Origin of the sequence: Aeromonas sp. FDAARGOS 1414, assembly GCF_019047065.1 — a bacterium.
GTDB classification, from domain to species: Bacteria; Pseudomonadota; Gammaproteobacteria; order Enterobacterales; family Aeromonadaceae; genus Aeromonas; species Aeromonas veronii_A.
The window spans coordinates 827,168-852,683 of the sequence record NZ_CP077210.1; the positions used below are offsets into that span (position 1 = coordinate 827,168).

The 25,516-nt window shown below is 56.3% G+C and carries 11 protein-coding genes; 8 read left to right on the forward strand and 3 right to left on the reverse strand.

The genetic code is table 11. The features are described 5' to 3' along the window. The first annotated feature begins 206 nt into the window (after window positions 1-206). The 8 genes from I6L44_RS03730 to I6L44_RS03775 all read left to right on the forward strand — a co-directional run bounded on the left by I6L44_RS03730 (window position 207) and on the right by I6L44_RS03775 (window position 21,957). A complete protein-coding gene (locus I6L44_RS03730; protein WP_216953333.1) occupies window positions 207-2,351 on the forward strand; it encodes a type I secretion system permease/ATPase in 2,145 nt (714 codons plus the stop codon). Further along, a complete protein-coding gene (locus I6L44_RS03735) occupies window positions 2,344-3,777 on the forward strand; it encodes an HlyD family type I secretion periplasmic adaptor subunit (RefSeq protein ID WP_216953334.1) in 1,434 nt (477 codons plus the stop codon). Before I6L44_RS03730 ends, I6L44_RS03735 begins: the two co-directional genes overlap by 8 nt. A gap of 37 nt (window positions 3,778-3,814) precedes the next feature. Then, window positions 3,815-5,140 (forward strand): TolC family outer membrane protein, encoded by a 1,326-nt coding sequence (locus I6L44_RS03740; RefSeq protein WP_216953335.1) that lies wholly within the window; start codon window positions 3,815-3,817, stop codon window positions 5,138-5,140. A 138-nt stretch (window positions 5,141-5,278) separates the two neighbouring features. Next, window positions 5,279-6,031, forward strand: coding sequence for a transglutaminase-like cysteine peptidase (locus I6L44_RS03745; protein ID WP_254204305.1), 753 nt, complete (start codon window positions 5,279-5,281; stop codon window positions 6,029-6,031). 3 nt (window positions 6,032-6,034) lie between these two features. After that, window positions 6,035-7,960 carry an EAL domain-containing protein gene (locus I6L44_RS03750; RefSeq protein ID WP_216953336.1) on the forward strand — a complete coding sequence of 642 codons (1,926 nt, stop codon included), beginning with the start codon at window positions 6,035-6,037 and terminating at the stop codon, window positions 7,958-7,960. Between the two features lie 269 nt (window positions 7,961-8,229). Next, window positions 8,230-20,538, forward strand: a complete 12,309-nt coding sequence (locus I6L44_RS03760; RefSeq protein ID WP_302055937.1) for a retention module-containing protein — start codon at window positions 8,230-8,232, stop codon at window positions 20,536-20,538. Window positions 20,539-20,623: 85 nt separating this feature from the next. Beyond that, a complete protein-coding gene (locus I6L44_RS03770; protein WP_042056172.1) occupies window positions 20,624-21,184 on the forward strand; it encodes a hypothetical protein in 561 nt (186 codons plus the stop codon). 56 nt (window positions 21,185-21,240) lie between these two features. After that, window positions 21,241-21,957: an SIMPL domain-containing protein gene (locus tag I6L44_RS03775; protein ID WP_005337338.1), complete on the forward strand. Its 717-nt coding sequence runs from the start codon at window positions 21,241-21,243 to the stop codon at window positions 21,955-21,957. Between the two features lie 136 nt (window positions 21,958-22,093). Here I6L44_RS03775 and ahpF read toward each other — a convergent pair whose 3' ends face one another. The 3 genes from ahpF to I6L44_RS03790 form a co-directional block, all read right to left on the reverse strand. Next, window positions 22,094-23,674 (reverse strand): alkyl hydroperoxide reductase subunit F, encoded by a 1,581-nt coding sequence (ahpF, locus tag I6L44_RS03780; protein WP_159163816.1) that lies wholly within the window; start codon window positions 23,672-23,674, stop codon window positions 22,094-22,096. A gap of 123 nt (window positions 23,675-23,797) precedes the next feature. Further along, window positions 23,798-24,364 carry an alkyl hydroperoxide reductase subunit C gene (gene ahpC / locus I6L44_RS03785; RefSeq protein ID WP_216953337.1) on the reverse strand — a complete coding sequence of 189 codons (567 nt, stop codon included), beginning with the start codon at window positions 24,362-24,364 and terminating at the stop codon, window positions 23,798-23,800. A 692-nt stretch (window positions 24,365-25,056) separates the two neighbouring features. Beyond that, the gene (locus I6L44_RS03790) at window positions 25,057-25,503 is read right to left on the reverse strand and encodes a CBS domain-containing protein (protein WP_013723842.1); all 447 of its coding nucleotides are present in this window, start codon (window positions 25,501-25,503) and stop codon (window positions 25,057-25,059) included. Window positions 25,504-25,516 lie beyond the last annotated feature (13 nt).

Sequence of the window (25,516 nt, forward strand, 5' to 3'; positions counted from 1 at the left end):
GGAGGCGTCGGCATGATGCTCACAGGCTGGTTTTACCAATCATCATGCAAGGAAAATTGGTGGTGAGTGTCACGATGTATCCGGATAGGTTTATTCCCTGATCAGGCTCATCTGTGGGAGGGGGCTCGTTTTTAGAGTCGCTATAGCAGGAAAATATGAGTGATACCCCTCTCGTATCGACCTTATTAATGCAGTGACGGGATGCTATGCAAGCAGAAACAAGTCGTATCGATGAGTTATTGGAGTGTCTGGTCTTCTTGACCCGCTTTTATGGTGTGCCCAACAGCCAGGATGCCCTGACGACCGGGTTGCCACTGGTCTCCGGACGACTGACTACAGCACTCTTTTGTCGTGCTGCCGAGCGGGGCGGGCTATCTGCCCGTGAAGTGATCCAGCCGCTTGATCAGATCTCTCCCTTGCTGCTGCCCTGCGTATTGCAGATGCGTAACGGTGGCGCCTGTATTTTGCTGGAGTGGAACGAAGATCGCAGCCAGGGGAAAGTGATTTTCCCGCAGGCAGGTGATGCCGCCCAATGGCTGACTGCTGCCCAGCTGGGTGATGAGTATTTGGGGCGTCTCTTTTACGTTAAGAAGCAGTTCAAGTTTGACGATCGCTCTCCCAAGGTGCTGGAAACCCGTGATGGACACTGGTTCTGGAGCACCTTGTTCGAATCCCGCGGTATCTATCGCGATGTGCTGATCGCCTCCATTCTGATCAACCTGTTTGCCATCGCCAGCCCTCTTTTCACCATGAACGTCTATGACAAGATTGTACCCAATCTGGCGTTTGATTCGCTCTGGGTGCTGGCGGTCGGGGCCATGGTGGTCTTTACCTTCGATTTTGTGATGCGGCAGTTGCGCAGTTACTTTATCGATATCGCTGGCAAAAAGTCTGATGTGCTATTGTCTGCCAAGATTTTCGCCAAGGTGATGGGCATGCGGATGGAGTCTCGTCCCGCTTCCACCGGCGCTTTCGCCAAACATCTGCAGGAATTTGAATCGGTGCGGGAGTTTTTCACTTCCGCGACGGTTTCTACTCTTATCGATCTCCCTTTTGCTGTCTTCTTCCTCTTTATTATCTGGATGTTTGCTGGCGTGATGGTGGTGGTCCCCATCGTCGCCATGCTGATCCTCATCGCCTATAGCGTCTATATTCAAGAGCCGCTCAAAAAGTCCATCGAAGAGGGTTCCCGGCTGGCCTCTCAGAAAAATGCCAACCTGATCGAAAGTATTTCTGGGCTGGAAACGGTCAAGATTTTTGGCGCCGAGAGTCTGTTCCAGCACCGTTGGGAGCAGGCTGTTTCCCATATTTCCACTTGGGGTGTACAAACACGGCGAATTACCAACTCCATGTCGTCACTGGCCAGTTATATCCAGCAGGTTGTGACGGTCGGTCTGGTGATCGTCGGTGTTTACCAGATCTCCGAAGGCTTGGTCACCATGGGGGGGATGATTGCTGCCGTGATGCTCTCCAGCCGTGCCATTGCGCCCATGGTGCAACTCTCAGTGTTGTCGACCCGTTATAACCAGGCCAAATCTGCACTGGATATTCTGGAAAAAATCATGCAAACCCCGGGTGAGCAGGAGGAGGGCAAGCAATATATCCATCATCCGGTGATTGCCGGTCGAATTGAATTCGAAAATGTTTCGTTCAAATATCCAGGAATGGAAACCAGCACCCTGCACCATATCAATTTGCGTATTCAGCCGGGTGAAAAGGTGGCAATTATCGGCCGGATTGGGGCGGGTAAAACGACCCTCGAGAAGTTGTTGATGGGGCTGTATCGGCCGACTGACGGTTCGGTCCGGATCGATGGTTTCGAAATAGACCAGTTACCTCCCTCGGTGATTCGTCGCAATATCGGTTGTGTTCCCCAAGATGTCATTCTCTTTTTTGGTTCGGTGCGAGACAACATCATGCTGGGTAATCCGCTGGTGGATGACGTGAGAGTCTTGCGCGCTGCCAAGCGGGCGGGCGTCACCAATTTTACCAACCGTGATCCCAACGGGTTGGATCGGCAGATCGGCGAGGGTGGCCGCCAGCTCTCCGGTGGCCAGCGTCAGGCGATCCTGCTGGCACGCGCCCTGCTCAATGATCCCCCCATTCTGGTGATGGATGAGCCTACCTCCAACATGGACAACCAGTCCGAGATGCAGGTCAAACAGGAGCTCGCCAGACTGGGCCCGGAAACCACCTTGATCCTCATCACCCACAAGACCTCAATGCTGGATGTGGCCTCGCGGGTTATTGTCATCGAGCAGGGACAGATTGTGGCAGATGGCCCCAAAGAGGTGGTGTTGCAGCAGTTGAAGGAAGGCAAGGTGCGCGTGCAGGAGGTGTCCCATGGTTAAGGGGCTCATGGACTGGTTAAAACGCAGCAAAAAGGCGCCTTCCGGTGATGTATTGCCGGCCCCCGAGCATCTGGAGTTTGTCGATGACGGCGCGGCCGCTGTGTTGCTTACTACCCCAACAGGTGCCCGCATCCTGTTGTGGTGCTGTTTCCTCTTTTTCATGAGTGCCATCGTCTGGGCTGCCTGGGCCGAGCTGGATGAAGTCACCGTGGGTCAGGGCAAGGTGATCCCATCCCGCCAACTGCAGGTGATCCAGAATCTGGAAGGGGGGATAGTAAAAGAGATCTTCGTCAAAGAGGGAGATATCGTCGAGAAGGGACAGCCGCTGCTGCGTATCGATGACACCCGTTTCCGCTCCGATTTTCGAGAGCGTGAGCAGGAGCTGGTCACTCTGAAAGGAGATATTGCCCGGTTACGGGCCGAAATGGCCAGTGTTGAGGTTAAAAATGACCCTGCACTGGGGTGGCGTGAACAGGTAGTGGTGGGAGAAGCGCCAATTCAGTTTCCGGATGGCTATGAAACCGTCTTTCCCGAATATGCCAACCGTGAACGCTCGGTACAACGGGATCGCCTTAATAACCTGAAGAACCAGCTCTATATTCTTGGTCAACAGATCGAGCAGAAAGAGCAGGAACTGATTGAACTGAATGCCAAAATTCGCACCGTGAATCGCAGTGTGGATCTGGCCAGACAAGAGCTCAATATTAGCCGTCCACTGGCAAAAGAGGGTATAGTGCCTCAAGTGGAGCTAATCAAGCTGGAGCGGCAGGTCAACGAGATGCAGGGGGAGCTGGAGAGCAACCGTCTGCTGATCCCAAAACTCAATTCGGTGTTGCGTGAGACTATTTCCAAGCGCAATGACATAGCGCTGAAATTCCGTGCTGACTCCCAGACGGAACTGAATGAGAAGCAGGGGCGACTTGGCCAGTTGTCAGAAGGGCAGGTTGGCTTGCGAGATAGGGTTGATCGGACCAGCGTGATTGCTCCGCTCAAGGGCACCATCAAGAAACTCAAGATCAACACTCTGGGCGGCGTGGTGCAGCCCGGCATGGATTTGATGGAGATAGTGCCGCTGGAGGACACCTTGTTGGTTGAAGCCAAGGTGTCGCCGAAAGATATCGCCTTCCTGCGACCGGGGCTGGATGCCATCGTCAAGATTACTGCCTACGACTTTACAATCTATGGAGGATTGCATGGCAAGGTTGAACAGATAAGTGCGGACTCGATCCAGGATGAGGAGGGGAACTCCTTTTATCTGGTTCGGGTGCGTACCGAGAAGAGTTACTTGGGCGATGAGCTTAACGCACTTCCCATCATCCCCGGTATGTTAGCCAGTGCTGATATCATTACTGGTAAAAAAAGTGTCCTAGACTATTTACTTAAGCCGATTTTACGGGCTAAGCAGTCGGCACTGAGAGAACGATAAGCCAACAATCTAAAAACAAAACATGACTGGAGATAACATGAAAAAAACGATTGTTGCCATGCTGGTCAGTGGCATCACCCTGATCCCTAGTTTGGGTCAGGCCCAGACTCTGGAAGAGTCGGTGGCACAGACACTCGCTACGCATCCCAAGATCAAGGAAGCGTTTGATCTCTACCAGGCACGCCTCTATCAGCATGATGGCGCCAAGGGTGGCTATTATCCAACGATCGATCTGCGTGGCGGCGTAGGCTATGAAAAGACTGACAGCCCTTCTACCCGGGCTGCTGGTTCAAACAGCAATATTGATGACTCCATGACTCGCAAAGAGGCTGGGCTCAGTTTGCGGCAGATGTTGTTTGATGGCTTTGATGTCAGCAACAACGTCTCCCGAACTGAAGCTGAAGCCAACGCCCAGCGTCTGGCGATGATCTCCGAAGCAGAGAATACCGCGCTGCGAGTGGCTGAGGTCTACCTCAATATGCTGCGCCAGCAGGAGATCCTGGAACTCTCCAAACAGAACCTGGAAACCCACGAACAGATCCGTAGCGACATTCAGAAACGGACTGATTCAGGGCTTGGTTCTACTGCTGATCAGACCCAGATTGATGGTCGTGTTGCCAGGGCCTACGCCAACCAAGCCGCCGCTGAAAACAACTACCGTGATGCGGAAAGCGAGTTTATTCGGGTGGTTAACGAGGTACCAAAAGATCTCGTTCAACCGGTACCTAATGCCGAGTTGGTCCCGGCTAGTCTCGATACTGCCCTGAAAACGGCGACAGAAGTTCACCCGACCCTGCTCTCATCCCTGCAAGATATTGAAGCGGCCAAGTATCAGCATGAAGGTGCCAAATCCGGTTTCTACCCTAACGTCACTTTTGAAGTGGACCAAAACTGGAATGAGGATATTGATGCCGTTAAAGGTCGCAATGACGATCTGACAGCTATGGTGCGGATGCGTTACAACCTGTTCCGAGGTGGTTCTGACGTAGCCGAGAGCAATGCAACTTCGGCACTGTACTCTCAGGCGAAAGACATTCATCTGAATGCATTTCGTCAGGTAGAAGAGGGAACCCGTTTGGCATGGAATGCGAAAGAGTCGCTGGCCAAACAGAAAACCTTCCTTAAAGAGCATGTGGATGCAAGCTACGATACCGTTCAGGCATACAAGAAGCAGTTTGGCTTGGGTCAGCGAACCTTGCTGGACGTATTGAACACCGAAAACGAATTGTTCGAAGCGCGTCGCAGTTATATCACTGCTGAGTATGATGCATTGCTGGCGGACTATCGCATCCTCAATGCGACTGGAAGTCTGCTCAACGCATTTAGCGTCAAGCAACCCGCTGAATGGCAGCCCAGGCAATAACCGTTTGCCAATGATCCCGCCGGGATGATGATGAACGCCAACATGGTGACTGCAGCTGGCAGTCACCATGTTTGGCTAAAGCAGGTGGTTGCGCGGTTTTTGAGGAGTGCAGAAGCAATCATGCAGCAGGCATATGACGTGACACTCCAGCGTGGTACCGGAGGCAGATGGTATGATCTCCTCAATAAATGGAGATACCGATCTCTACGTACTCTGCGCCACTCCTTATGGATCCTGCTGTTACCCTTCTCACTTTTGCTCTGTGCCAGCCAGCCTCTGCCACAGGAAGACCTCAACTTGATCAAGCGGGCGGAGCAGACCTATGGCGCCAGAGCTGGCAAGCGTGTAACCAGTTGGCGCATGCTGGTGATGGAAACGAAGGGAAAGGCACTGAGCGAGACGAAAAAGCTCGAAAGAGTGAACAACTTTTTTAATCAAATGCGCTTTGTTGATGACATCAAGTTGTGGCGCAAGAAAGATTACTGGGCAACCCCGCTCGAGTTTCTGGGAGCTGCCGGAGGAGATTGCGAAGATTTCAGTATTGCCAAATATTCCACACTACTGGAATTGGGGATCCCGGATGAAAAAATGCGGATGGTTTATGTCAAGGCCCTTGATTACAACCAGTTCCACATGGTGGTGGCATATTATGAGACACCCTCTTCGGTTCCGGTTATTTTGGATAATTTGATAGGCTCTATTCGACCCGCTACCCAACGGCGAGATTTGGTACCTATCTATAGTTTTAACGGTAGTCACTTGTGGTTGATGAAGGCGCGAGGCCAAGGGGAGCTGGCTGGCCAATCATCTCGCTTGGGATTATGGAATGATTTACGCAATCGCATGACATCGGGGCGATTGGCTAGGCCTGTGGTGAATTTGGATGATTAACCTATGACGCTTTATAGACAGTTATTGGCCACCATGTTGCTGTTGTTTGGACTATTGTTTGCAGCTACTTATTGGGTGCAATTCAATTCGACACGAACTTATCTGGCACAACAGCAGGAAACAACGGTAATCAACACCGCTACGTCACTGGGACTGGCATTAACCCCTTATCTTGAAAATGGCGACAAGGTGGGAGCTGAGTCGGTGATTAAGGCCATATTTGATGGTGGTTATTACCGTATGGTTCGTCTTGACCTGCTTGCGTCGAAAGATGTGATTGAAGAAGAAAACAGCAGCCGTATTCAAGGTGTACCTGACTGGTTTATTGAACTTGGCTTGTTTCCGGAAGTATCCAATGAGTCAATTCTGACGTCTGGCTGGCTGCAACTTGGCAAGCTCAAGGTGGTGGGCCACCCAGGACAAGCCTATCACGAACTGTGGGCAGGGATGAGCGAACTGGCGACCTGGTTTGTGATTGGATTTTTGGTAACCACGATCTTGCTTATGCGTGCACTTAATTTCCTGTTAAAACCGCTCAAGCAGATTTGTGAGCAGGCCGTCGAGATTGAATTGCATCATTTTGGGCATACCATTCCAGAGCCCAAGACCTATGAATTGAAGCAGGTTGTACAAGCGATCAACATCTTATCCGGAAAGTTGGCGGTGCAATTCAAAGAGCAGGCCGACGAGGCGGAGAAACTGCGTGAACGAGTTTATGTGGATGCCGTTTCTGGCTTGGGTAATCGAGCCTATTTTGTTGGTCAGGTTAATGCCTGGATTGCAGAATCTGGCCAAGGGGGCATCATGTTGGTTGCGGTAGATATGCTCGATGATATCTACCGTGATGAAGGTTTTGCTGCCCGTGATAATATGGTCAAATCTATAGCACAAATCTTACGCGAACAGCTTAAGGGATGGGATGGTGCAGCTGTGGCGCGGATATCAGCGACCGAATATGCTCTGCTCTGCCCGACAGATGATTTGGGTCAGCTTAAGGAGTTGGCAGAAATTATCAATTCTCGTATTGCTGATCTGGTCGTGAACCCAATGGCGGAGGGTAATCCTCTCTCCGTCATTGGTATTGCAGGCCGTGATGGTAATGATGATCTCTCAGTCCTGTTGACTAAAGCGGATAATGCACTCGGCAAGGCGCGTAATGAACGCCGTGGTGCTGTTGTCATGGAAGGGGGAGCCGAGCAGGGGTTGATGGGGCGCTTGGCATGGCGTGATTTGGTTCAGGATGCTATTTCGCATCACCTCTGGCGATTCAAGGCTCAGCCAGCTTGCCGATTTGATAACGGGGCCAGGTTGCATGCCGAGTTGTTTGCATCTATCTCTCGCGATGGCACGGACTATTTTGCCGGTCAGTTTTTGCCTGCCATCGAACAGTTCAAATTGGGGGGCGATTTTGATCAGGCAATACTTGATGCATGTGTTCCCTTACTGCACAAACAAGCGGATCTAGTGCTGGCAATTAATATAACGGCAGGTTCGCTTTGTTCGGATGAGTTTTTGACCTGGCTGACGCACTATCTGGTCGAACATGGCGAATTGAAAGAACGGCTGTTATTCGAGATACCCGAGGCAGCCATTATGAAGCACAAAGATCATGTGGCCGCTTTGGTAGGCGCATTGCAGGTCCATGGTTTCCAGTGGGGGGTTGACCACTACGGCCGTCACTTCCAGTCACTGGGCTATCTGGAGGAGTTAGCGCCTGCCTATGTCAAGGTGGATCACGGTTATACCAGTCAGGTCATGGAGCCTGGTGCTGACACCTCATTCTTGGCTGCAGTGTGCCGAGCTGCGCACAATGCCGGTGTGACCACCATTGCAACCCGCGTCGAAGATCAACATCAAGTGGAACTGCTTTCCAAGTTGCATATCGATGGTTATCAGGGATTTGTGCATCCTGCTTTCCCCTTGTCTTGATTGATATGTGCACTGTAGAAATGGCCCCGAATGGGGTCATTTTTTATATCAATACAATATATTTTTTGATTTTTTTATTATCAAATTAATATGGGTGTTATTTGGTTCCATTTGTATCGTTATGATTTTGATGAAGAAAAAATAACCTTTCGATTTTATTCTCTATATCGGTTTGAGGGCAGTCAAACCTATAGATTATTGCAACGGAAAAGCACGTTATCTCCCTCTACGGTGTAGACATCAAGATCTGTCACGTTGGAGCAATGGATATGCGTACCCAAATCATCGACAAGTCCGTGGTTGTCTCAGCTATCGAAGGGAATGTGGAGATTGTGCTGGCTGATGGCAGCAGTCGCCCCCTGCAAAAGGGGGAAATACTCCAGCCCGGTGCCAAATTGACCATAGCGGATGATGCCAAGCTTGTTCTTTCCCCCTATGACGATACACCAGCGCAGAATGTACCCACCGGTTCCGAATTAGCAGAACCGGGACAACCGCAAGGTGGTGCCAGCACGGAGGGCGCTCCTTCTGACATTGCTGCATTGCAAGAGTCAATTTTGCAAGGCGTTGACCCGACGCAAAACTTTGAGGCTTCAGCAGCAGGTGGTGCACCTGCTGCCGGTGGTGGCGGTGGTATTGGCGGGGTAGCAGGAGCAAGCGGCAATGGTGGCTTTGTCACCATTGATAGAACCGGTGATGCGACCATTGCCGAGGCCGGTTTTGATACCAATTATCAGGCTGAACCCATTATCAACACTGAGCAAGCGGCTGAACCACTGTTAGAACCGGAGCCACTAACTAATCTCTTGTTGGATGAGAGTGAAGTATTTTCGATGGATGAAGATAACCCTGTCAGTGGTGATCTTTTGGCCAATAGCTCCAACCCGGATGGTCCCTTGGCTCAATCCATCATCAGCTATAGCTGGGGTAGTAATATTGATGTTCCCGCAGGTGTTACATCGACCCTTACTGGCATTGGTACGCTGATCATCAACAGTGATGGCTCTTTCACCTTTACCCCCGCTCCTGACTATTCTGGTGCAGTTCCTACAGTGAGTTATCTGGTCACCGATAGTTCTGATGTTGTTACTTCGACCTTGACGCTGATAGTGACGCCACAAGGTGACATCGACTTCAACGTCGAGGCGCTGAATGCGGGTGCGACCGAAACGGATGGCACGGTACAGGTGCTGCTGACCAACACGGTGAGTATCAGCGATGGCGACGGGTCAGAGACCTGGACCAGCCTGGTGTATACCTTCAACAATTTGCCTGCGAATACCACTGCAGTGGGTGGCACCCTGGTGGGTTATGTCCTGACAGTGAACGTGGTGGCGGGGGCATTGCCGCCGGCATTCGGGCTGGTGTTCCCGGCAGACTATTCGACGGCCGGGGTGTCGGGCAGTGCGAACAACACCGGTGCGCCCATCAGTTACACCGTGGTGGCGACCACCAATGAAGGCACGGCCAACAGCAGTGGCACGGTCACTATCGGAGTGGAAGGGGATATCAGTGTCAGCGCCACCAACCTGGTGCTGGCAGAAACGGATGCACCGGTGGCGGTATCGCTGGCGGCGCAGCTGGGTGTTACTGCGACCGACGCGGATGGTTCGGAGCAGGTGACCGGCGTGACGGTGACCCTGAGCGGTGTGCCGGCAGGTGCGTTGATGGGGGCAGGCTGGGTGGCTGGCGCGGTGGCGGGCAGCTACAGCTGGAGCGGTGCGAGCACAGCGGGCGTGCCGGGCTTTAGCTTGCCGGCGGACTGGAGCGGGGTCGTGAATGGCAACGTGGCGGGGACCACGGACGAGGGTGGGGCAGACAACAAGCCCTTCACCGTCACTATCAATGCCGGCCATGACATCGACTTCAACGTCGAGGCGCTGAATGCGGGTGCGACCGAAACGGATGGCACGGTACAGGTGCTGCTGACCAACACGGTGAGTATCAGCGATGGCGACGGGTCAGAGACCTGGACCAGCCTGGTGTATACCTTCAACAATTTGCCTGCGAATACCACTGCAGTGGGTGGCACCCTGGTGGGTAATGTCCTGACAGTGAACGTGGTGGCGGGGGCATTGCCGCCGGCATTCGGGCTGGTGTTCCCGGCGGACTATTCGACGGCCGGGGTGTCGGGCAGTGCGAACAACACCGGCGCGCCCATCAGTTACACCGTGGTGGCGACCACCAATGAAGGCACGGCCAACAGCAGTGGCACGGTCACTATCGGAGTGGAAGGGGATATCAGTGTCAGCGCCACCAACCTGGTGCTGGCAGAAACGGATGCACCGGTGGCGGTATCGCTGGCGGCGCAGCTGGGTGTTACTGCGACCGACGCGGATGGTTCGGAGCAGGTGACCGGCGTGACGGTGACCCTGAGCGGTGTGCCGGCAGGTGCGTTGATGGGGGCAGGCTGGGTGGCTGGCGCGGTGGCGGGCAGCTACAGCTGGAGCGGTGCGAGCACAGCGGGCGTGCCGGGCTTTAGCTTGCCGGCGGACTGGAGCGGGGTCGTGAATGGCAACGTGGCGGGGACCACGGACGAGGGTGGGGCAGACAACAAGCCCTTCACCGTCACTATCAATGCCGGCCATGACATCGACTTCAACGTCGAGGCGCTGAATGCGGGTGCGACCGAAACGGATGGCACGGTACAGGTGCTGCTGACCAACACGGTGAGTATCAGCGATGGCGACGGGTCAGAGACCTGGACCAGCCTGGTGTATACCTTCAACAATTTGCCTGCGAATACCACTGCAGTGGGTGGCACCCTGGTGGGTAATGTCCTGACAGTGAACGTGGTGGCGGGGGCATTGCCGCCGGCATTCGGGCTGGTGTTCCCGGCAGACTATTCGACGGCCGGGGTGTCGGGCAGTGCGAACAACACCGGTGCGCCCATCAGTTACACCGTGGTGGCGACCACCAATGAAGGCACGGCCAACAGCAGTGGCACGGTCACTATCGGAGTGGAAGGGGATATCAGTGTCAGCGCCACCAACCTGGTGCTGGCAGAAACGGATGCACCGGTGGCGGTATCGCTGGCGGCGCAGCTGGGTGTTACTGCGACCGACGCGGATGGTTCGGAGCAGGTGACCGGCGTGACGGTGACCCTGAGCGGTGTGCCGGCAGGTGCGTTGATGGGGGCAGGCTGGGTGGCTGGCGCGGTGGCGGGCAGCTACAGCTGGAGCGGTGCGAGCACAGCGGGCGTGCCGGGCTTTAGCTTGCCGGCGGACTGGAGCGGGGTCGTGAATGGCAACGTGGCGGGGACCACGGACGAGGGTGGGGCAGACAACAAGCCCTTCACCGTCACTATCAATGCCGGCCATGACATCGACTTCAACGTCGAGGCGCTGAATGCGGGTGCGACCGAAACGGATGGCACGGTACAGGTGCTGCTGACCAACACGGTGAGTATCAGCGATGGCGACGGGTCAGAGACCTGGACCAGCCTGGTGTATACCTTCAACAATTTGCCTGCGAATACCACTGCAGTGGGTGGCACCCTGGTGGGTAATGTCCTGACAGTGAACGTGGTGGCGGGGGCATTGCCGCCGGCATTCGGGCTGGTGTTCCCGGCGGACTATTCGACGGCCGGGGTGTCGGGCAGTGCGAACAACACCGGCGCGCCCATCAGTTACACCGTGGTGGCGACCACCAATGAAGGCACGGCCAACAGCAGTGGCACGGTCACTATCGGAGTGGAAGGGGATATCAGTGTCAGCGCCACCAACCTGGTGCTGGCAGAAACGGATGCACCGGTGGCGGTATCGCTGGCGGCGCAGCTGGGTGTTACTGCGACCGACGCGGATGGTTCGGAGCAGGTGACCGGCGTGACGGTGACCCTGAGCGGTGTGCCGGCAGGTGCGTTGATGGGGGCAGGCTGGGTGGCTGGCGCGGTGGCGGGCAGCTACAGCTGGAGCGGTGCGAGCACAGCGGGCGTGCCGGGCTTTAGCTTGCCGGCGGACTGGAGCGGGGTCGTGAATGGCAACGTGGCGGGGACCACGGACGAGGGTGGGGCAGACAACAAGCCCTTCACCGTCACTATCAATGCCGGCCATGACATCGACTTCAACGTCGAGGCGCTGAATGCGGGTGCGACCGAAACGGATGGCACGGTACAGGTGCTGCTGACCAACACGGTGAGTATCAGCGATGGCGACGGGTCAGAGACCTGGACCAGCCTGGTGTATACCTTCAACAATTTGCCTGCGAATACCACTGCAGTGGGTGGCACCCTGGTGGGTAATGTCCTGACAGTGAACGTGGTGGCGGGGGCATTGCCGCCGGCATTCGGGCTGGTGTTCCCGGCAGACTATTCGACGGCCGGGGTGTCGGGCAGTGCGAACAACACCGGTGCGCCCATCAGTTACACCGTGGTGGCGACCACCAATGAAGGCACGGCCAACAGCAGTGGCACGGTCACTATCGGAGTGGAAGGGGATATCAGTGTCAGCGCCACCAACCTGGTGCTGGCAGAAACGGATGCACCGGTGGCGGTATCGCTGGCGGCGCAGCTGGGTGTTACTGCGACCGACGCGGATGGTTCGGAGCAGGTGACCGGCGTGACGGTGACCCTGAGCGGTGTGCCGGCAGGTGCGTTGATGGGGGCAGGCTGGGTGGCTGGCGCGGTGGCGGGCAGCTACAGCTGGAGCGGTGCGAGCACAGCGGGCGTGCCGGGCTTTAGCTTGCCGGCGGACTGGAGCGGGGTCGTGAATGGCAACGTGGCGGGGACCACGGACGAGGGTGGGGCAGACAACAAGCCCTTCACCGTCACTATCAATGCCGGCCATGACATCGACTTCAACGTCGAGGCGCTGAATGCGGGTGCGACCGAAACGGATGGCACGGTACAGGTGCTGCTGACCAACACGGTGAGTATCAGCGATGGCGACGGGTCAGAGACCTGGACCAGCCTGGTGTATACCTTCAACAATTTGCCTGCGAATACCACTGCAGTGGGTGGCACCCTGGTGGGTAATGTCCTGACAGTGAACGTGGTGGCGGGGGCATTGCCGCCGGCATTCGGGCTGGTGTTCCCGGCGGACTATTCGACGGCCGGGGTGTCGGGCAGTGCGAACAACACCGGCGCGCCCATCAGTTACACCGTGGTGGCGACCACCAATGAAGGCACGGCCAACAGCAGTGGCACGGTCACTATCGGAGTGGAAGGGGATATCAGTGTCAGCGCCACCAACCTGGTGCTGGCAGAAACGGATGCACCGGTGGCGGTATCGCTGGCGGCGCAGCTGGGTGTTACTGCGACCGACGCGGATGGTTCGGAGCAGGTGACCGGCGTGACGGTGACCCTGAGCGGTGTGCCGGCAGGTGCGTTGATGGGGGCAGGCTGGGTGGCTGGCGCGGTGGCGGGCAGCTACAGCTGGAGCGGTGCGAGCACAGCGGGCGTGCCGGGCTTTAGCTTGCCGGCGGACTGGAGCGGGGTCGTGAATGGCAACGTGGCGGGGACCACGGACGAGGGTGGGGCAGACAACAAGCCCTTCACCGTCACTATCAATGCCGGCCATGACATCGACTTCAACGTCGAGGCGCTGAATGCGGGTGCGACCGAAACGGATGGCACGGTACAGGTGCTGCTGACCAACACGGTGAGTATCAGCGATGGCGACGGGTCAGAGACCTGGACCAGCCTGGTGTATACCTTCAACAATTTGCCTGCGAATACCACTGCAGTGGGTGGCACCCTGGTGGGTAATGTCCTGACAGTGAACGTGGTGGCGGGGGCATTGCCGCCGGCATTCGGGCTGGTGTTCCCGGCAGACTATTCGACGGCCGGGGTGTCGGGCAGTGCGAACAACACCGGTGCGCCCATCAGTTACACCGTGGTGGCGACCACCAATGAAGGCACGGCCAACAGCAGTGGCACGGTCACTATCGGAGTGGAAGGGGATATCAGTGTCAGCGCCACCAACCTGGTGCTGGCAGAAACGGATGCACCGGTGGCGGTATCGCTGGCGGCGCAGCTGGGTGTTACTGCGACCGACGCGGATGGTTCGGAGCAGGTGACCGGCGTGACGGTGACCCTGAGCGGTGTGCCGGCAGGTGCGTTGATGGGGGCAGGCTGGGTGGCTGGCGCGGTGGCGGGCAGCTACAGCTGGAGCGGTGCGAGCACAGCGGGCGTGCCGGGCTTTAGCTTGCCGGCGGACTGGAGCGGGGTCGTGAATGGCAACGTGGCGGGGACCACGGACGAGGGTGGGGCAGACAACAAGCCCTTCACCGTCACTATCAATGCCGGCCATGACATCGACTTCAACGTCGAGGCGCTGAATGCGGGTGCGACCGAAACGGATGGCACGGTACAGGTGCTGCTGACCAACACGGTGAGTATCAGCGATGGCGACGGGTCAGAGACCTGGACCAGCCTGGTGTATACCTTCAACAATTTGCCTGCGAATACCACTGCAGTGGGTGGCACCCTGGTGGGTAATGTCCTGACAGTGAACGTGGTGGCGGGGGCATTGCCGCCGGCATTCGGGCTGGTGTTCCCGGCGGACTATTCGACGGCCGGGGTGTCGGGCAGTGCGAACAACACCGGCGCGCCCATCAGTTACACCGTGGTGGCGACCACCAATGAAGGCACGGCCAACAGCAGTGGCACGGTCACTATCGGAGTGGAAGGGGATATCAGTGTCAGCGCCACCAACCTGGTGCTGGCAGAAACGGATGCACCGGTGGCGGTATCGCTGGCGGCGCAGCTGGGTGTTACTGCGACCGACGCGGATGGTTCGGAGCAGGTGACCGGCGTGACGGTGACCCTGAGCGGTGTGCCGGCAGGTGCGTTGATGGGGGCAGGCTGGGTGGCTGGCGCGGTGGCGGGCAGCTACAGCTGGAGCGGTGCGAGCACAGCGGGCGTGCCGGGCTTTAGCTTGCCGGCGGACTGGAGCGGGGTCGTGAATGGCAACGTGGCGGGGACCACGGACGAGGGTGGGGCAGACAACAAGCCCTTCACCGTCACTATCAATGCCGGCCATGACATCGACTTCAACGTCGAGGCGCTGAATGCGGGTGCGACCGAAACGGATGGCACGGTACAGGTGCTGCTGACCAACACGGTGAGTATCAGCGATGGCGACGGGTCAGAGACCTGGACCAGCCTGGTGTATACCTTCAACAATTTGCCTGCGAATACCACTGCAGTGGGTGGCACCCTGGTGGGTAATGTCCTGACAGTGAACGTGGTGGCGGGGGCATTGCCGCCGGCATTCGGGCTGGTGTTCCCGGCAGACTATTCGACGGCCGGGGTGTCGGGCAGTGCGAACAACACCGGTGCGCCCATCAGTTACACCGTGGTGGCGACCACCAATGAAGGCACGGCCAACAGCAGTGGCACGGTCACTATCGGAGTGGAAGGGGATATCAGTGTCAGCGCCACCAACCTGGTGCTGGCAGAAACGGATGCACCGGTGGCGGTATCGCTGGCGGCGCAGCTGGGTGTTACTGCGACCGACGCGGATGGTTCGGAGCAGGTGACCGGCGTGACGGTGACCCTGAGCGGTGTGCCGGCAGGTGCGTTGATGGGGGCAGGCTGGGTGGCTGGCGCGGTGGCGGGCAGCTACAGCTGGAGCGGTGCGAGCACAGCGGGCGTGCCGGGCTTTAGCTTGCCGGCGGACTGGAGCGGGGTCGTGAATGGCAACGTGGCGGGGACCACGGACGAGGGTGGGGCAGACAACAAGCCCTTCACCGTCACTATCAATGCCGGCCATGACATCGACTTCAACGTCGAGGCGCTGAATGCGGGTGCGACCGAAACGGATGGCACGGTACAGGTGCTGCTGACCAACACGGTGAGTATCAGCGATGGCGACGGGTCAGAGACCTGGACCAGCCTGGTGTATACCTTCAACAATTTGCCTGCGAATACCACTGCAGTGGGTGGCACCCTGGTGGGTAATGTCCTGACAGTGAACGTGGTGGCGGGGGCATTGCCGCCGGCATTCGGGCTGGTGTTCCCGGCGGACTATTCGACGGCCGGGGTGTCGGGCAGTGCGAACAACACCGGCGCGCCCATCAGTTACACCGTGGTGGCGACCACCAATGAAGGCACGGCCAACAGCAGTGGCACGGTCACTATCGGAGTGGAAGGGGATATCAGTGTCAGCGCCACCAACCTGGTGCTGGCAGAAACGGATGCACCGGTGGCGGTATCGCTGGCGGCGCAGCTGGGTGTTACTGCGACCGACGCGGATGGTTCGGAGCAGGTGACCGGCGTGACGGTGACCCTGAGCGGTGTGCCGGCAGGTGCGTTGATGGGGGCAGGCTGGGTGGCTGGCGCGGTGGCGGGCAGCTACAGCTGGAGCGGTGCGAGCACAGCGGGCGTGCCGGGCTTTAGCTTGCCGGCGGACTGGAGCGGGGTCGTGAATGGCAACGTGGCGGGGACCACGGACGAGGGTGGGGCAGACAACAAGCCCTTCACCGTCACTATCAATGCCGGCCATGACATCGACTTCAACGTCGAGGCGCTGAATGCGGGTGCGACCGAAACGGATGGCACGGTACAGGTGCTGCTGACCAACACGGTGAGTATCAGCGATGGCGACGGGTCAGAGACCTGGACCAGCCTGGTGTATACCTTCAACAATTTGCCTGCGAATACCACTGCAGTGGGTGGCACCCTGGTGGGTAATGTCCTGACAGTGAACGTGGTGGCGGGGGCATTGCCGCCGGCATTCGGGCTGGTGTTCCCGGCGGACTATTCGACGGCCGGGGTGTCGGGCAGTGCGAACAACACCGGCGCGCCCATCAGTTACACCGTGGTGGCGACCACCAATGAAGGCACGGCCAACAGCAGTGGCACGGTCACTATCGGAGTGGAAGGGGATATCAGTGTCAGCGCCACCAACCTGGTGCTGGCAGAAACGGATGCACCGGTGGCGGTATCGCTGGCGGCGCAGCTGGGTGTTACTGCGACCGACGCGGATGGTTCGGAGCAGGTGACCGGCGTGACGGTGACCCTGAGCGGTGTGCCGGCAGGTGCGTTGATGGGGGCAGGCTGGGTGGCTGGCGCGGTGGCGGGCAGCTACAGCTGGAGCGGTGCGAGCACAGCGGGCGTGCCGGGCTTTAGCTTGCCGGCGGACTGGAGCGGGGTCGTGAATGGCAACGTGGCGGGGACCACGGACGAGGGTGGGGCAGACAACAAGCCCTTCACCGTGACCGTCACTGCAACTAACGATGCTCCCATGCTGACTGTCTCGGATCTGCGCATATCCGAGGAGGGATTACCGGGATCCAATCCAGACAATTCACCCAATCCCGGCGATATTACCGATAGCACCTCGACCCATGCGACGGCAAGTGTGACAGATATCGACAGCAATACCTTTACGTTCACTCTTTCTGCTCCATCTGGCCTGAGCTCTGGAGGGGTACCAGTTGTGTGGAGTGGTATAGGGTCTGCGACACTGGTGGGTTCAGCGGGAGGGATCCCAGTCATACAAGTATCTGTAGATCCGGTTGGTAAATATACCGTCACCTTGCTGGGGCCCATCGATCATGAATTTGGAGACAATAAGGAAGGACTGAAGACATTTACCTTCAACCTGTCAGCCAGTGATGGTGACTTGAGTGATACCAAGCCGGTCAGTGTTGTTATTGAAGACGATATGCCCGTGATCACAGGCATCGAAAGTCTGGAAGTGATGAATGTAGCCGACATCACTACCGGTGGATTGTTTGGCGTCTCTTTTGGTGCTGATGGCCCTCTGGGTACTGGTGGACTGAAACTGACTGGATGGCCTGATTTGGCAGGGATCACCGAAACCTTGTCGACTGATGGCAAGACTCTGGTAGCAACCATTGATGGTAGTGGGCAGCCACCTAAAGTGTTCTATACATTGACACTCAATGACGACAATACTTACAGCTTTGAACTGGTTACTCCCCAGCCAACCCAGACTTTCTCGATCGGGGCACAGTTCGGTGCTGGAGGGCCTGTTGAGACGATCGGGGTTACTGCTGGCGGGATTGGTGTACTGTTCGATGGTCTGCTGTTCAATGGCAGCGTCAATAATCCTCAGGATCTGCCGGGGAGTGATGCAGATAATCTCAACCCGAACAACAATGGTTTCGGGATTAAGAACGGCAACCTGGACAATAACGAAGGGTTCAAGGTATCCACGACTGCAGCCGTTGATGGGCTCTCTTTCAACGTCTACGGGGTTGGCAACACCAATACCAGCACCATACAGTGGGTGGCTTATGCTGCCGATGGCGTGACCGTCGTCGATTCCGGAGAGCTTGTTCTGTCAGGACTCAAAGGGTCGATGCAGTTGGCCAGCATAGAACCCGATGGGGAGTTCAGCCAGCTTTATGTCCGCTTTGTGCTGAATGGCAATGACTCAGTGAGGATCGAGAATTTCGGAGTGATCGACAAGATCACGCCTCCTGATATTGACCTTGATTTCAGTGCTACCTTGACTGATGCCGATGGAGATAAAGCCAGCGCCAACTTTACTGTATCGGTCAAGAGCAATGAGCCTCCCGTCGCGTCCAATATTCTGGTTGTGGGTAGCAACACCTCGGATACCCCCGACACTACCGGGACCCCCGGCACGGATGATGATCACAAGGTGCCCAACTCCAACGGTAGTGTGGATGGTCTGGTTGCAGGCGGTGCTGGTCACGATATTGTGGTGGGGGACATCGGCGGCACCAGTACCAATTTCATCCCGGGTGAGAATTACAATATTGCCTTGGTGGTCGATGTGTCTGGCAGTATGGCTGGATCACGACTGAGTATGCTCAAGGCCTCCCTGACCCATTTGGCGAACCAGTTGAAAGATCATGATGGTGAGATCAATATCACCTTGATTGGTTTTGCGGCGAATGCCAGCGAGAGTGTGACAATAGTAGGGCTTGATGCCAGTAATGTGAGCAACCTGACCAATGCCATTGATGCACTGGTTGCCAATGGTGGCACCAACTATGAAGCCGCGTTCAATCAGGCCGTGCAGTGGTTCAATGATGGTAGCAAGGCTGCTCCCGGTTACCAGAACCTGACATTCTTTGTCACGGATGGTAACCCGACTTACTACCTCAATGACAGCAATCAGGTCGCTGGACCAGGCAACAGCACCACATTTGAGGTGATCAAGGAGTCGGTGGATGCTTTTGTTTCACTCAGTGCCATCAGCCAGGTCAATGCAATCGGGGTGACCAATGATGTTAACAAGGATTTGTTGAAGTTCTTTGATAACACGACTGAAACGGCAGATCAGTTTTACTCGGCAGGCAGCTTCCTTGACTTGGCCACATTTGGTAGTGGTAGCGGCATAAATGCCGCCTCGGGATGGGTGCTCAGTGGTGATGCTCAGGGATCGCATACCGTTACAAATGGAAGCTTGCGGATCCGGGATGATCGAACCGGTTCTGATTCTGACAGGACAATATTGGCGCTCGCCGTGGCCAATGCCATCCAGGTTTCTGCGGCACAAGCCGGAGCAAGTCTGCAGTTCCAGTATGCCTTGAATGGTGTTAATAGCAGCGACAGCTTCACCTGGAAGTTGGTGAAACTCGAGGGTGGCGTCTGGGATATGCTCAATCCAGTGCAAACGGGCACCATTACTGGCGTTAGTTCATCTGTTTTGACGGCTTACAGCACTATCACAACCGATGGACTGCCTGTCGGGCAATACGGGTTTGTGTTCGAACTGCTCGACAGCTCCAATGACCGGAATGCTGAGGTACGGATAGACAATATCCGGATCGAGCAGGGTTTCAATGCCCCGATCGGCGATGCCCAGATTGTGACCAGTGCCGAGCAGTTGACGGCAGCCCTGACCGAGGGGGATCAGATTACCGTGTTGCTGGGGGCCGGCAATGACGTGGCCGATGGTGGTGTTGGCAATGACATCCTGTTTGGCGATGTACTCAATACCGATACGCTGGCCAGCGAGTTGGGACTGGATCTGCCCCAAGGTTCTGGTTGGCTGGTATTTGAAACGCTGGAGTCCAGTCATGGGTGGACACGTGAACAGACGGTGGATTACATCCGGACCCATATTACTGAGCTGAGTGGGGAGAGTAGCCGCAGTGGTGGTAATGACACCCTATATGGTGGCAGTGGTAACGATATCCTTTTTGGCCAGGAAGGGAACGACACCCTTGTTGGAGGTGTCGGTGATGATTATCTGGATGGTGGTTCTGGTAGCGATATACTCACGGGCGACCTTGGTAAGGACATTCTGATCGGCGGCCTTGGCAGCGATACCATGACCGGTGGTGGGGAGAGTGACACCTTCAAGTGGCTGGCGGGGGATGCGGACGGCAGTATCGATACCATTACTGATTTCACTTTAGGTGATACCAACAATGGTGGAGATGTACTGGATCTCTCGGATCTGCTGGTCGGCGTACCTGCAGTGGGGAACAACGAGGATCTGGCAGCCGTGCTGGACAACTATCTGCAGTTCAACACGACGACCAAGACGTTGACGATAGATCCTGCCGGGGCCGGTGGGAGCCCGGAACTGACCATCCAGTTCCAGAACTCACTCGACCTCGCCTCACTGGGCTCCAATCAGGAGATCATCAAGCACTTGCTGGATGACGGTAACTTGAAGGTTGATCCGTAACCCTCTCTCGGGGCCGGGCTTGCCTGGCCCCTGTTTTTTCTTTAGGTGGATGGATAAGATAGCGGCCGTAGAAGAGAGGGTAATCATGCAGTCATTCAACTGGGTCGACATTGATGGCATCCGTTATAGCTGGGATGGACAGGGCAACATTACCTGCGCAGGTCAGTTTGGCTATCAGGCCTCGATCGCCGGTGATCGGCTGGATGGGATGGAGATAGAGAATGAGGCCGGTGATGTCGCGGGCTCGCTCTATGTTGACTTTGCTGCAGCCTCTATCACCTATGTGCCTGTTTTGGATACCGAGTCTGCCCATAACATGATTCTGGTTGGCCATGAGCAGGGTCAGCAGGAGTATCCACTGGTCAGTTTTCACCCTCCGTTGTTGCAAAATTTGCTTGGGCCGTCTGATACCATCCCTTGGTCTGCGATGGAGGAGGCAATTGGTGGCACCGATCTCGGACAGGCGGTGCAAGGACATGTTCTGTCGTGGGACTCGTTCCATTTCGATGATGAGGTGCAGGTCTGCGGTGCGACATCGTCACAAGATAAGGTAGAGCAGAGCCCAGATGTCTGCAGCGTGGTCACCATCAGTCTCGATCTGACCAATCAGATACTGGATCAGTTCCCCCCCTCGCATGATATATGAATCCCGTAGCTGCACGGGCATAATGGCCTCAATCTTTTCGATTGAGGTTTTTTTCTATGTGGCGTCCCCTTCTTACTCTTTCCGCTCTGGTTGTCAGTGCTCCGCTGCTGGCGATTGAAGTGCCGCAAGCGCCCCATCTGGTGGTGAGTGGTTATGCCGAGCAGAAGACCGAACCCGATATGCTCACCCTCAATGTGGCGGTGAGTGCACTGGATAAGCAGGGCCTCAAGGCCAAGCAGCAGGTCGATACCAAGGTCGCAGCCTTTTTCAGCCAACTGGAAGGGCTGGGGATCAAGCGCAGCGATGTTGAGGCTGGCAACCTGATGGTCTCTCCGGAATATCAGTATGGCGAGAACAAGAAGCCGGTATTGTTGGGATACCGTGCTCAGCGACAATTGGCGGTGAAGCTCTATCAGCTCGACAAGTTGAGCCCCCTGATGGATACCGCACTCAAAGCCGGGCTGGAGTCCGTATCCCAGATTGAGTACGGGTTGAAATCGCCGCAGGTCATCAAGGAGCAGGCCCGTTTGAATGCCGTTGAGGATGCCAAAACCAAGGCTGAATCTCTGGCCAAGGCCTTCGGGATGAAGCTTGGCAAGGTCTACAGTGTGGAGTACCGCAATGCTTCGCCCATTACCGCCTACAGCCGCAACCTGAAGGTAGTGCAGGCCATGGCGATGGCTGCACCTGCGGCGGATATGGCGGACAACAGCTATCAACAACAGCAGATCACGGTAAGTGATAATATCGAGGCTGTTTTCTTGCTGGAGTGATGCCCGTCGTTTAAGTCCAGTCATGAACACCCCCGCCATTTGCGGCGGGGTTTCTATTGCGCATCGATGCAGATATAAAAAAGCCGACGCTCGTGTTTACTAAATCGAGCATCGGCTTTTTGTTGCGCTGGGTTTATCAGGCGGTCACAGCATCAGCCTTGGTCGCTTCCGGCGCCGGGTTGCGGATGAGGTAATCAAACGCACCCAGTGCGGCGGTGGCGCCAGCACCCATGGAGATGATGATCTGCTTGAACGGTACCGTGGTGGCATCTCCTGCGGCGTAGACGCCGGGCAGGGAGGTCGCCCCTTTGGTATCGATCTCGATCTCGCCAAAGCGGGTCATGGCAATCTCGCTCCCTTTCAGGAACTCGGTGTTCGGTACCAGGCCGATCTGGACGAAGATACCCGCCACCGCCAGGTGTTTGATCTCACCTGTGGTGCGATCTTCGTAATCCATGCCGACCACCTTGCTGCCATCACCGATCACTTCGGTGGTGCGGGCGCTCATGATGATGTCGATATTGCCCATGGAGCGAGCCTTCTTCTGCAGCACTTCATCGGCACGCAGGGTGTCGGCGAACTCCACCACAGTCACATGCTCGACGATGCCAGCCAGATCGATGGCCGCCTCGATGCCGGAGTTACCGCCACCGATCACAGCTACTCGCTTGCCCTTGAAGAAGGGGCCATCGCAGTGCGGGCAGTAGGCCACGCCCTTGGTGCGGTACTCGAGCTCACCCGGCACATTCAGATCACGCCAGCGGGCACCGGTCGCCAGGATCACGGCACGGCTCTTCAAGGTGGCGCCAGAGGCGAGATCCACGTTCACATACCCATCTTTGCTGATGGCGGCGGCACGCTGTTCGGTGATCACTTCCACGCCGTACTGTTTGACGTGCTGCTCCAGGCTGGCGGCCAGCTTGGGGCCTTCGGTATAGGGCACGGAGATAAAGTTCTCGATGCCGACGGTGTCCATCACCTGACCACCGAAACGCTCGGCAACGATGGCGGTGCGAATGCCTTTACGAGCGGCATAGATAGCCGCTGCGGCGCCAGCCGGGCCACCGCCCACCACCAGTACGTCGTAGGGATCTTTCTCATTCAGCTCGGCAGCCTTGCGCTCGGCGGCGCCGGTGTCGAGTTTGGCGACGATCTCTTCCAGCGATATCCGGCCCTGGCTGAACGGTTGACCGTTCAGGTAAACATTCGGTACCGCCATGATTTGACGCTCGGCGACCTCTTCCTGGAACAGGGCGCCGTCGATCATGGTGTGAGTGATGCCGGGGTTCAGGGTCGCCATCAGGTTGAGGGCCTGTACTACGTCCGGGCAGTTGTGGCAGGAGAGGGAGATATAGGTCTCGAAGTGGAACTCACCTTTGAGATTGCGGATCTGCTCCTGCACTGCCGCATCGGCCTTGGAGGGGTGGCCGCCGCTTTGCAGCAGGGCGAGTACCAGAGAGGTAAATTCATGACCCATGGGGATGCCGGCAAAGTGAACACGCGGTGCTTGGCCCTGCGGCGCGACACTCATGGAAGGCTTGCGAGCGGCAGTGCCAGAGGTCTGGGTGATCTTGGGGGACATCTCGGCGATCTCGCTGGCCAGTGCCAGCAGCTCTGCAGATTTGTCGCTGTCGTTGCCGGACACGCTGATCTCGATGGGATTGACGATGTACTGCAGATAGGTGTTCAGCTGTTGTTTGAGGTTGGTATCCAACATGGTCGAATTCCTTCTTGTAATGGCGAGTTGGCATTAAATGTGAGTCGGTCTGCTTTCAGGCCTATTTGGCAATGCCGGAAAGCAGACCGGCCCTTATGCGGGCCGGTCTTGGAAGCGGGAGGCTTAGATCTTGCCTACCAGATCCAGGGACGGGGCCAGAGTGGCTTCGCCTTCTTTCCATTTAGCCGGGCACACTTCACCCGGGTGGGAAGCAACGTACTGGGCTGCTTTGACTTTGCGCAGCAGTTCCAGTGCGTCACGGCCGATGCCGCCAGCGTTGATCTCGACGATCTGGATGATGCCCTGCGGGTCAATCACGAAGGTACCGCGGTCAGCCAGACCAGCTTCTTCGATCATCACGCCGAAGTTGCGGGTGATGGTACCAGTCGGGTCACCAATCATCGGGTACTGGATCTTCTGAATGGTGTCAGAAGTGTCGTGCCATGCTTTGTGAGTGAAGTGGGTATCGGTAGAGACAGAGTAGATCTCAACGCCCAGCTTCTGGAATTCAGCGTAGTTGTCAGCCAGATCGCCCAGCTCGGTCGGGCAGACGAAGGTGAAGTCAGCCGGGTAGAAGAAGACCACGGACCACTTACCTTTCAGGTCTGTATCAGAGACCTGCACGAATTTGCCATTGTGGTAGGCGGTAGCATTGAACGGCTTGATTTCAGTGTTGATGTAGGTAGACATGTAATTGCTCCTTGGTGATGTACATATGCCGGTCTGGTGTTGAAGAGTCTTGCCAGACGAGGCGCTTAACTTTCGATGGATTCATCATAAGGGCTTCCGCTAATCGATAAAAGCCGCATTTTTGAATCGCTTAAATCTACTTATTAGATAGCTCACTATGGCTGTACCTAACATGAATATCTCTGGCTTACTGAGATAACTCCTTGTCGTGGTTCAATATCTGTGCGCTACATCGCCTTTTCAAGGCATAAGAAGGGGTGTGTAGAGTTACGATGACGCGATGAGATAAACGGTGGTGCAAACAGGTGGGGCAGGAGGTTGAGGGAACTGGTCGCAGCGATGGGGGATGTGCTGGTAGGGAGGAAGCCGAAAAGCGCAGATAAAAAAATCCCGGCGCTATCGCAACGACAGGGCCGGGTCATCAAACAAGGAATGGCTATATAAACAAATGCTTTACAGCAAAGACTAACTACGGGGTGTGCAAACTTGCAGACATATGAGAGGAAGATAATGGGTGCACAATCCCTCGTCTCCCCCTCGGCAACTATTGCATGAGAGGAATAATAGTGTGATGCAGATCACAAGGCAAGTGTTTGGTGTAATTTTTCAGTCAAAATGAAAGTGTTTCATCATTTCAGCTTATTTTGACGGCTGAAAACGCTTTTATTGTAATTTAATTACACCAAAATCTGTCAAAAGTCGGTTGGGGGCTCCTGCTCTTCCATCAATTCAAGCAGGTTGATGGCCACGGCAATAAAGTCCGACTCGGTGACAATGCCGATTAGCTTGCGTCCTTTGAGTACCGGCAGGCAGCCATATCTGTGGCGCTGCAGGTAAAGTGCTGCCTCCTTGATGCCGGCGTGAGGATCTACGCTCGCCACTTGCCGTGTCATGATCTCGTCGAGTTGCACGCTGTCGGTAAATTCGGCTTCCCGCTCCGGGCTGATGAGCAGCAGCTTGGATTCCCGGGTGGCCAGGATATCGGTGAGAGTTACCAACCCCAGCAGATGATGCTGCTCGTCGACGATGGGAATGTGGCGGATTCGCTCCTGCTGCATCAGGTCCATCGCCTGTTTGACACTGTTTGACGGACCCAGAGTGAAGGGGTGTTCGGTCATGATTTCGGATAGGGTCATCATGGTGGGCCTCCTT

What these genes read in the sequence shown, in the direction of transcription:
- I6L44_RS03790 (WP_013723842.1), bottom strand. Translation starts at nt 25,503, where the DNA reads ATGATGACCCTATCCGAAATCATGACCGAACACCCCTTCACTCTGGGT.
- I6L44_RS03730 (WP_216953333.1), top strand. Translation starts at nt 207, where the DNA reads ATGCAAGCAGAAACAAGTCGTATCGATGAGTTATTGGAGTGTCTGGTC.
- I6L44_RS03760 (WP_302055937.1), top strand. Translation starts at nt 8,230, where the DNA reads ATGCGTACCCAAATCATCGACAAGTCCGTGGTTGTCTCAGCTATCGAA.
- I6L44_RS03735 (WP_216953334.1), top strand. Translation starts at nt 2,344, where the DNA reads ATGGTTAAGGGGCTCATGGACTGGTTAAAACGCAGCAAAAAGGCGCCT.
- I6L44_RS03770 (WP_042056172.1), top strand. Translation starts at nt 20,624, where the DNA reads ATGCAGTCATTCAACTGGGTCGACATTGATGGCATCCGTTATAGCTGG.
- ahpC (WP_216953337.1), bottom strand. Translation starts at nt 24,364, where the DNA reads ATGTCTACCTACATCAACACTGAAATCAAGCCGTTCAATGCTACCGCC.
- ahpF (WP_159163816.1), bottom strand. Translation starts at nt 23,674, where the DNA reads ATGTTGGATACCAACCTCAAACAACAGCTGAACACCTATCTGCAGTAC.
- I6L44_RS03750 (WP_216953336.1), top strand. Translation starts at nt 6,035, where the DNA reads ATGACGCTTTATAGACAGTTATTGGCCACCATGTTGCTGTTGTTTGGA.
- I6L44_RS03740 (WP_216953335.1), top strand. Translation starts at nt 3,815, where the DNA reads ATGAAAAAAACGATTGTTGCCATGCTGGTCAGTGGCATCACCCTGATC.
- I6L44_RS03775 (WP_005337338.1), top strand. Translation starts at nt 21,241, where the DNA reads ATGTGGCGTCCCCTTCTTACTCTTTCCGCTCTGGTTGTCAGTGCTCCG.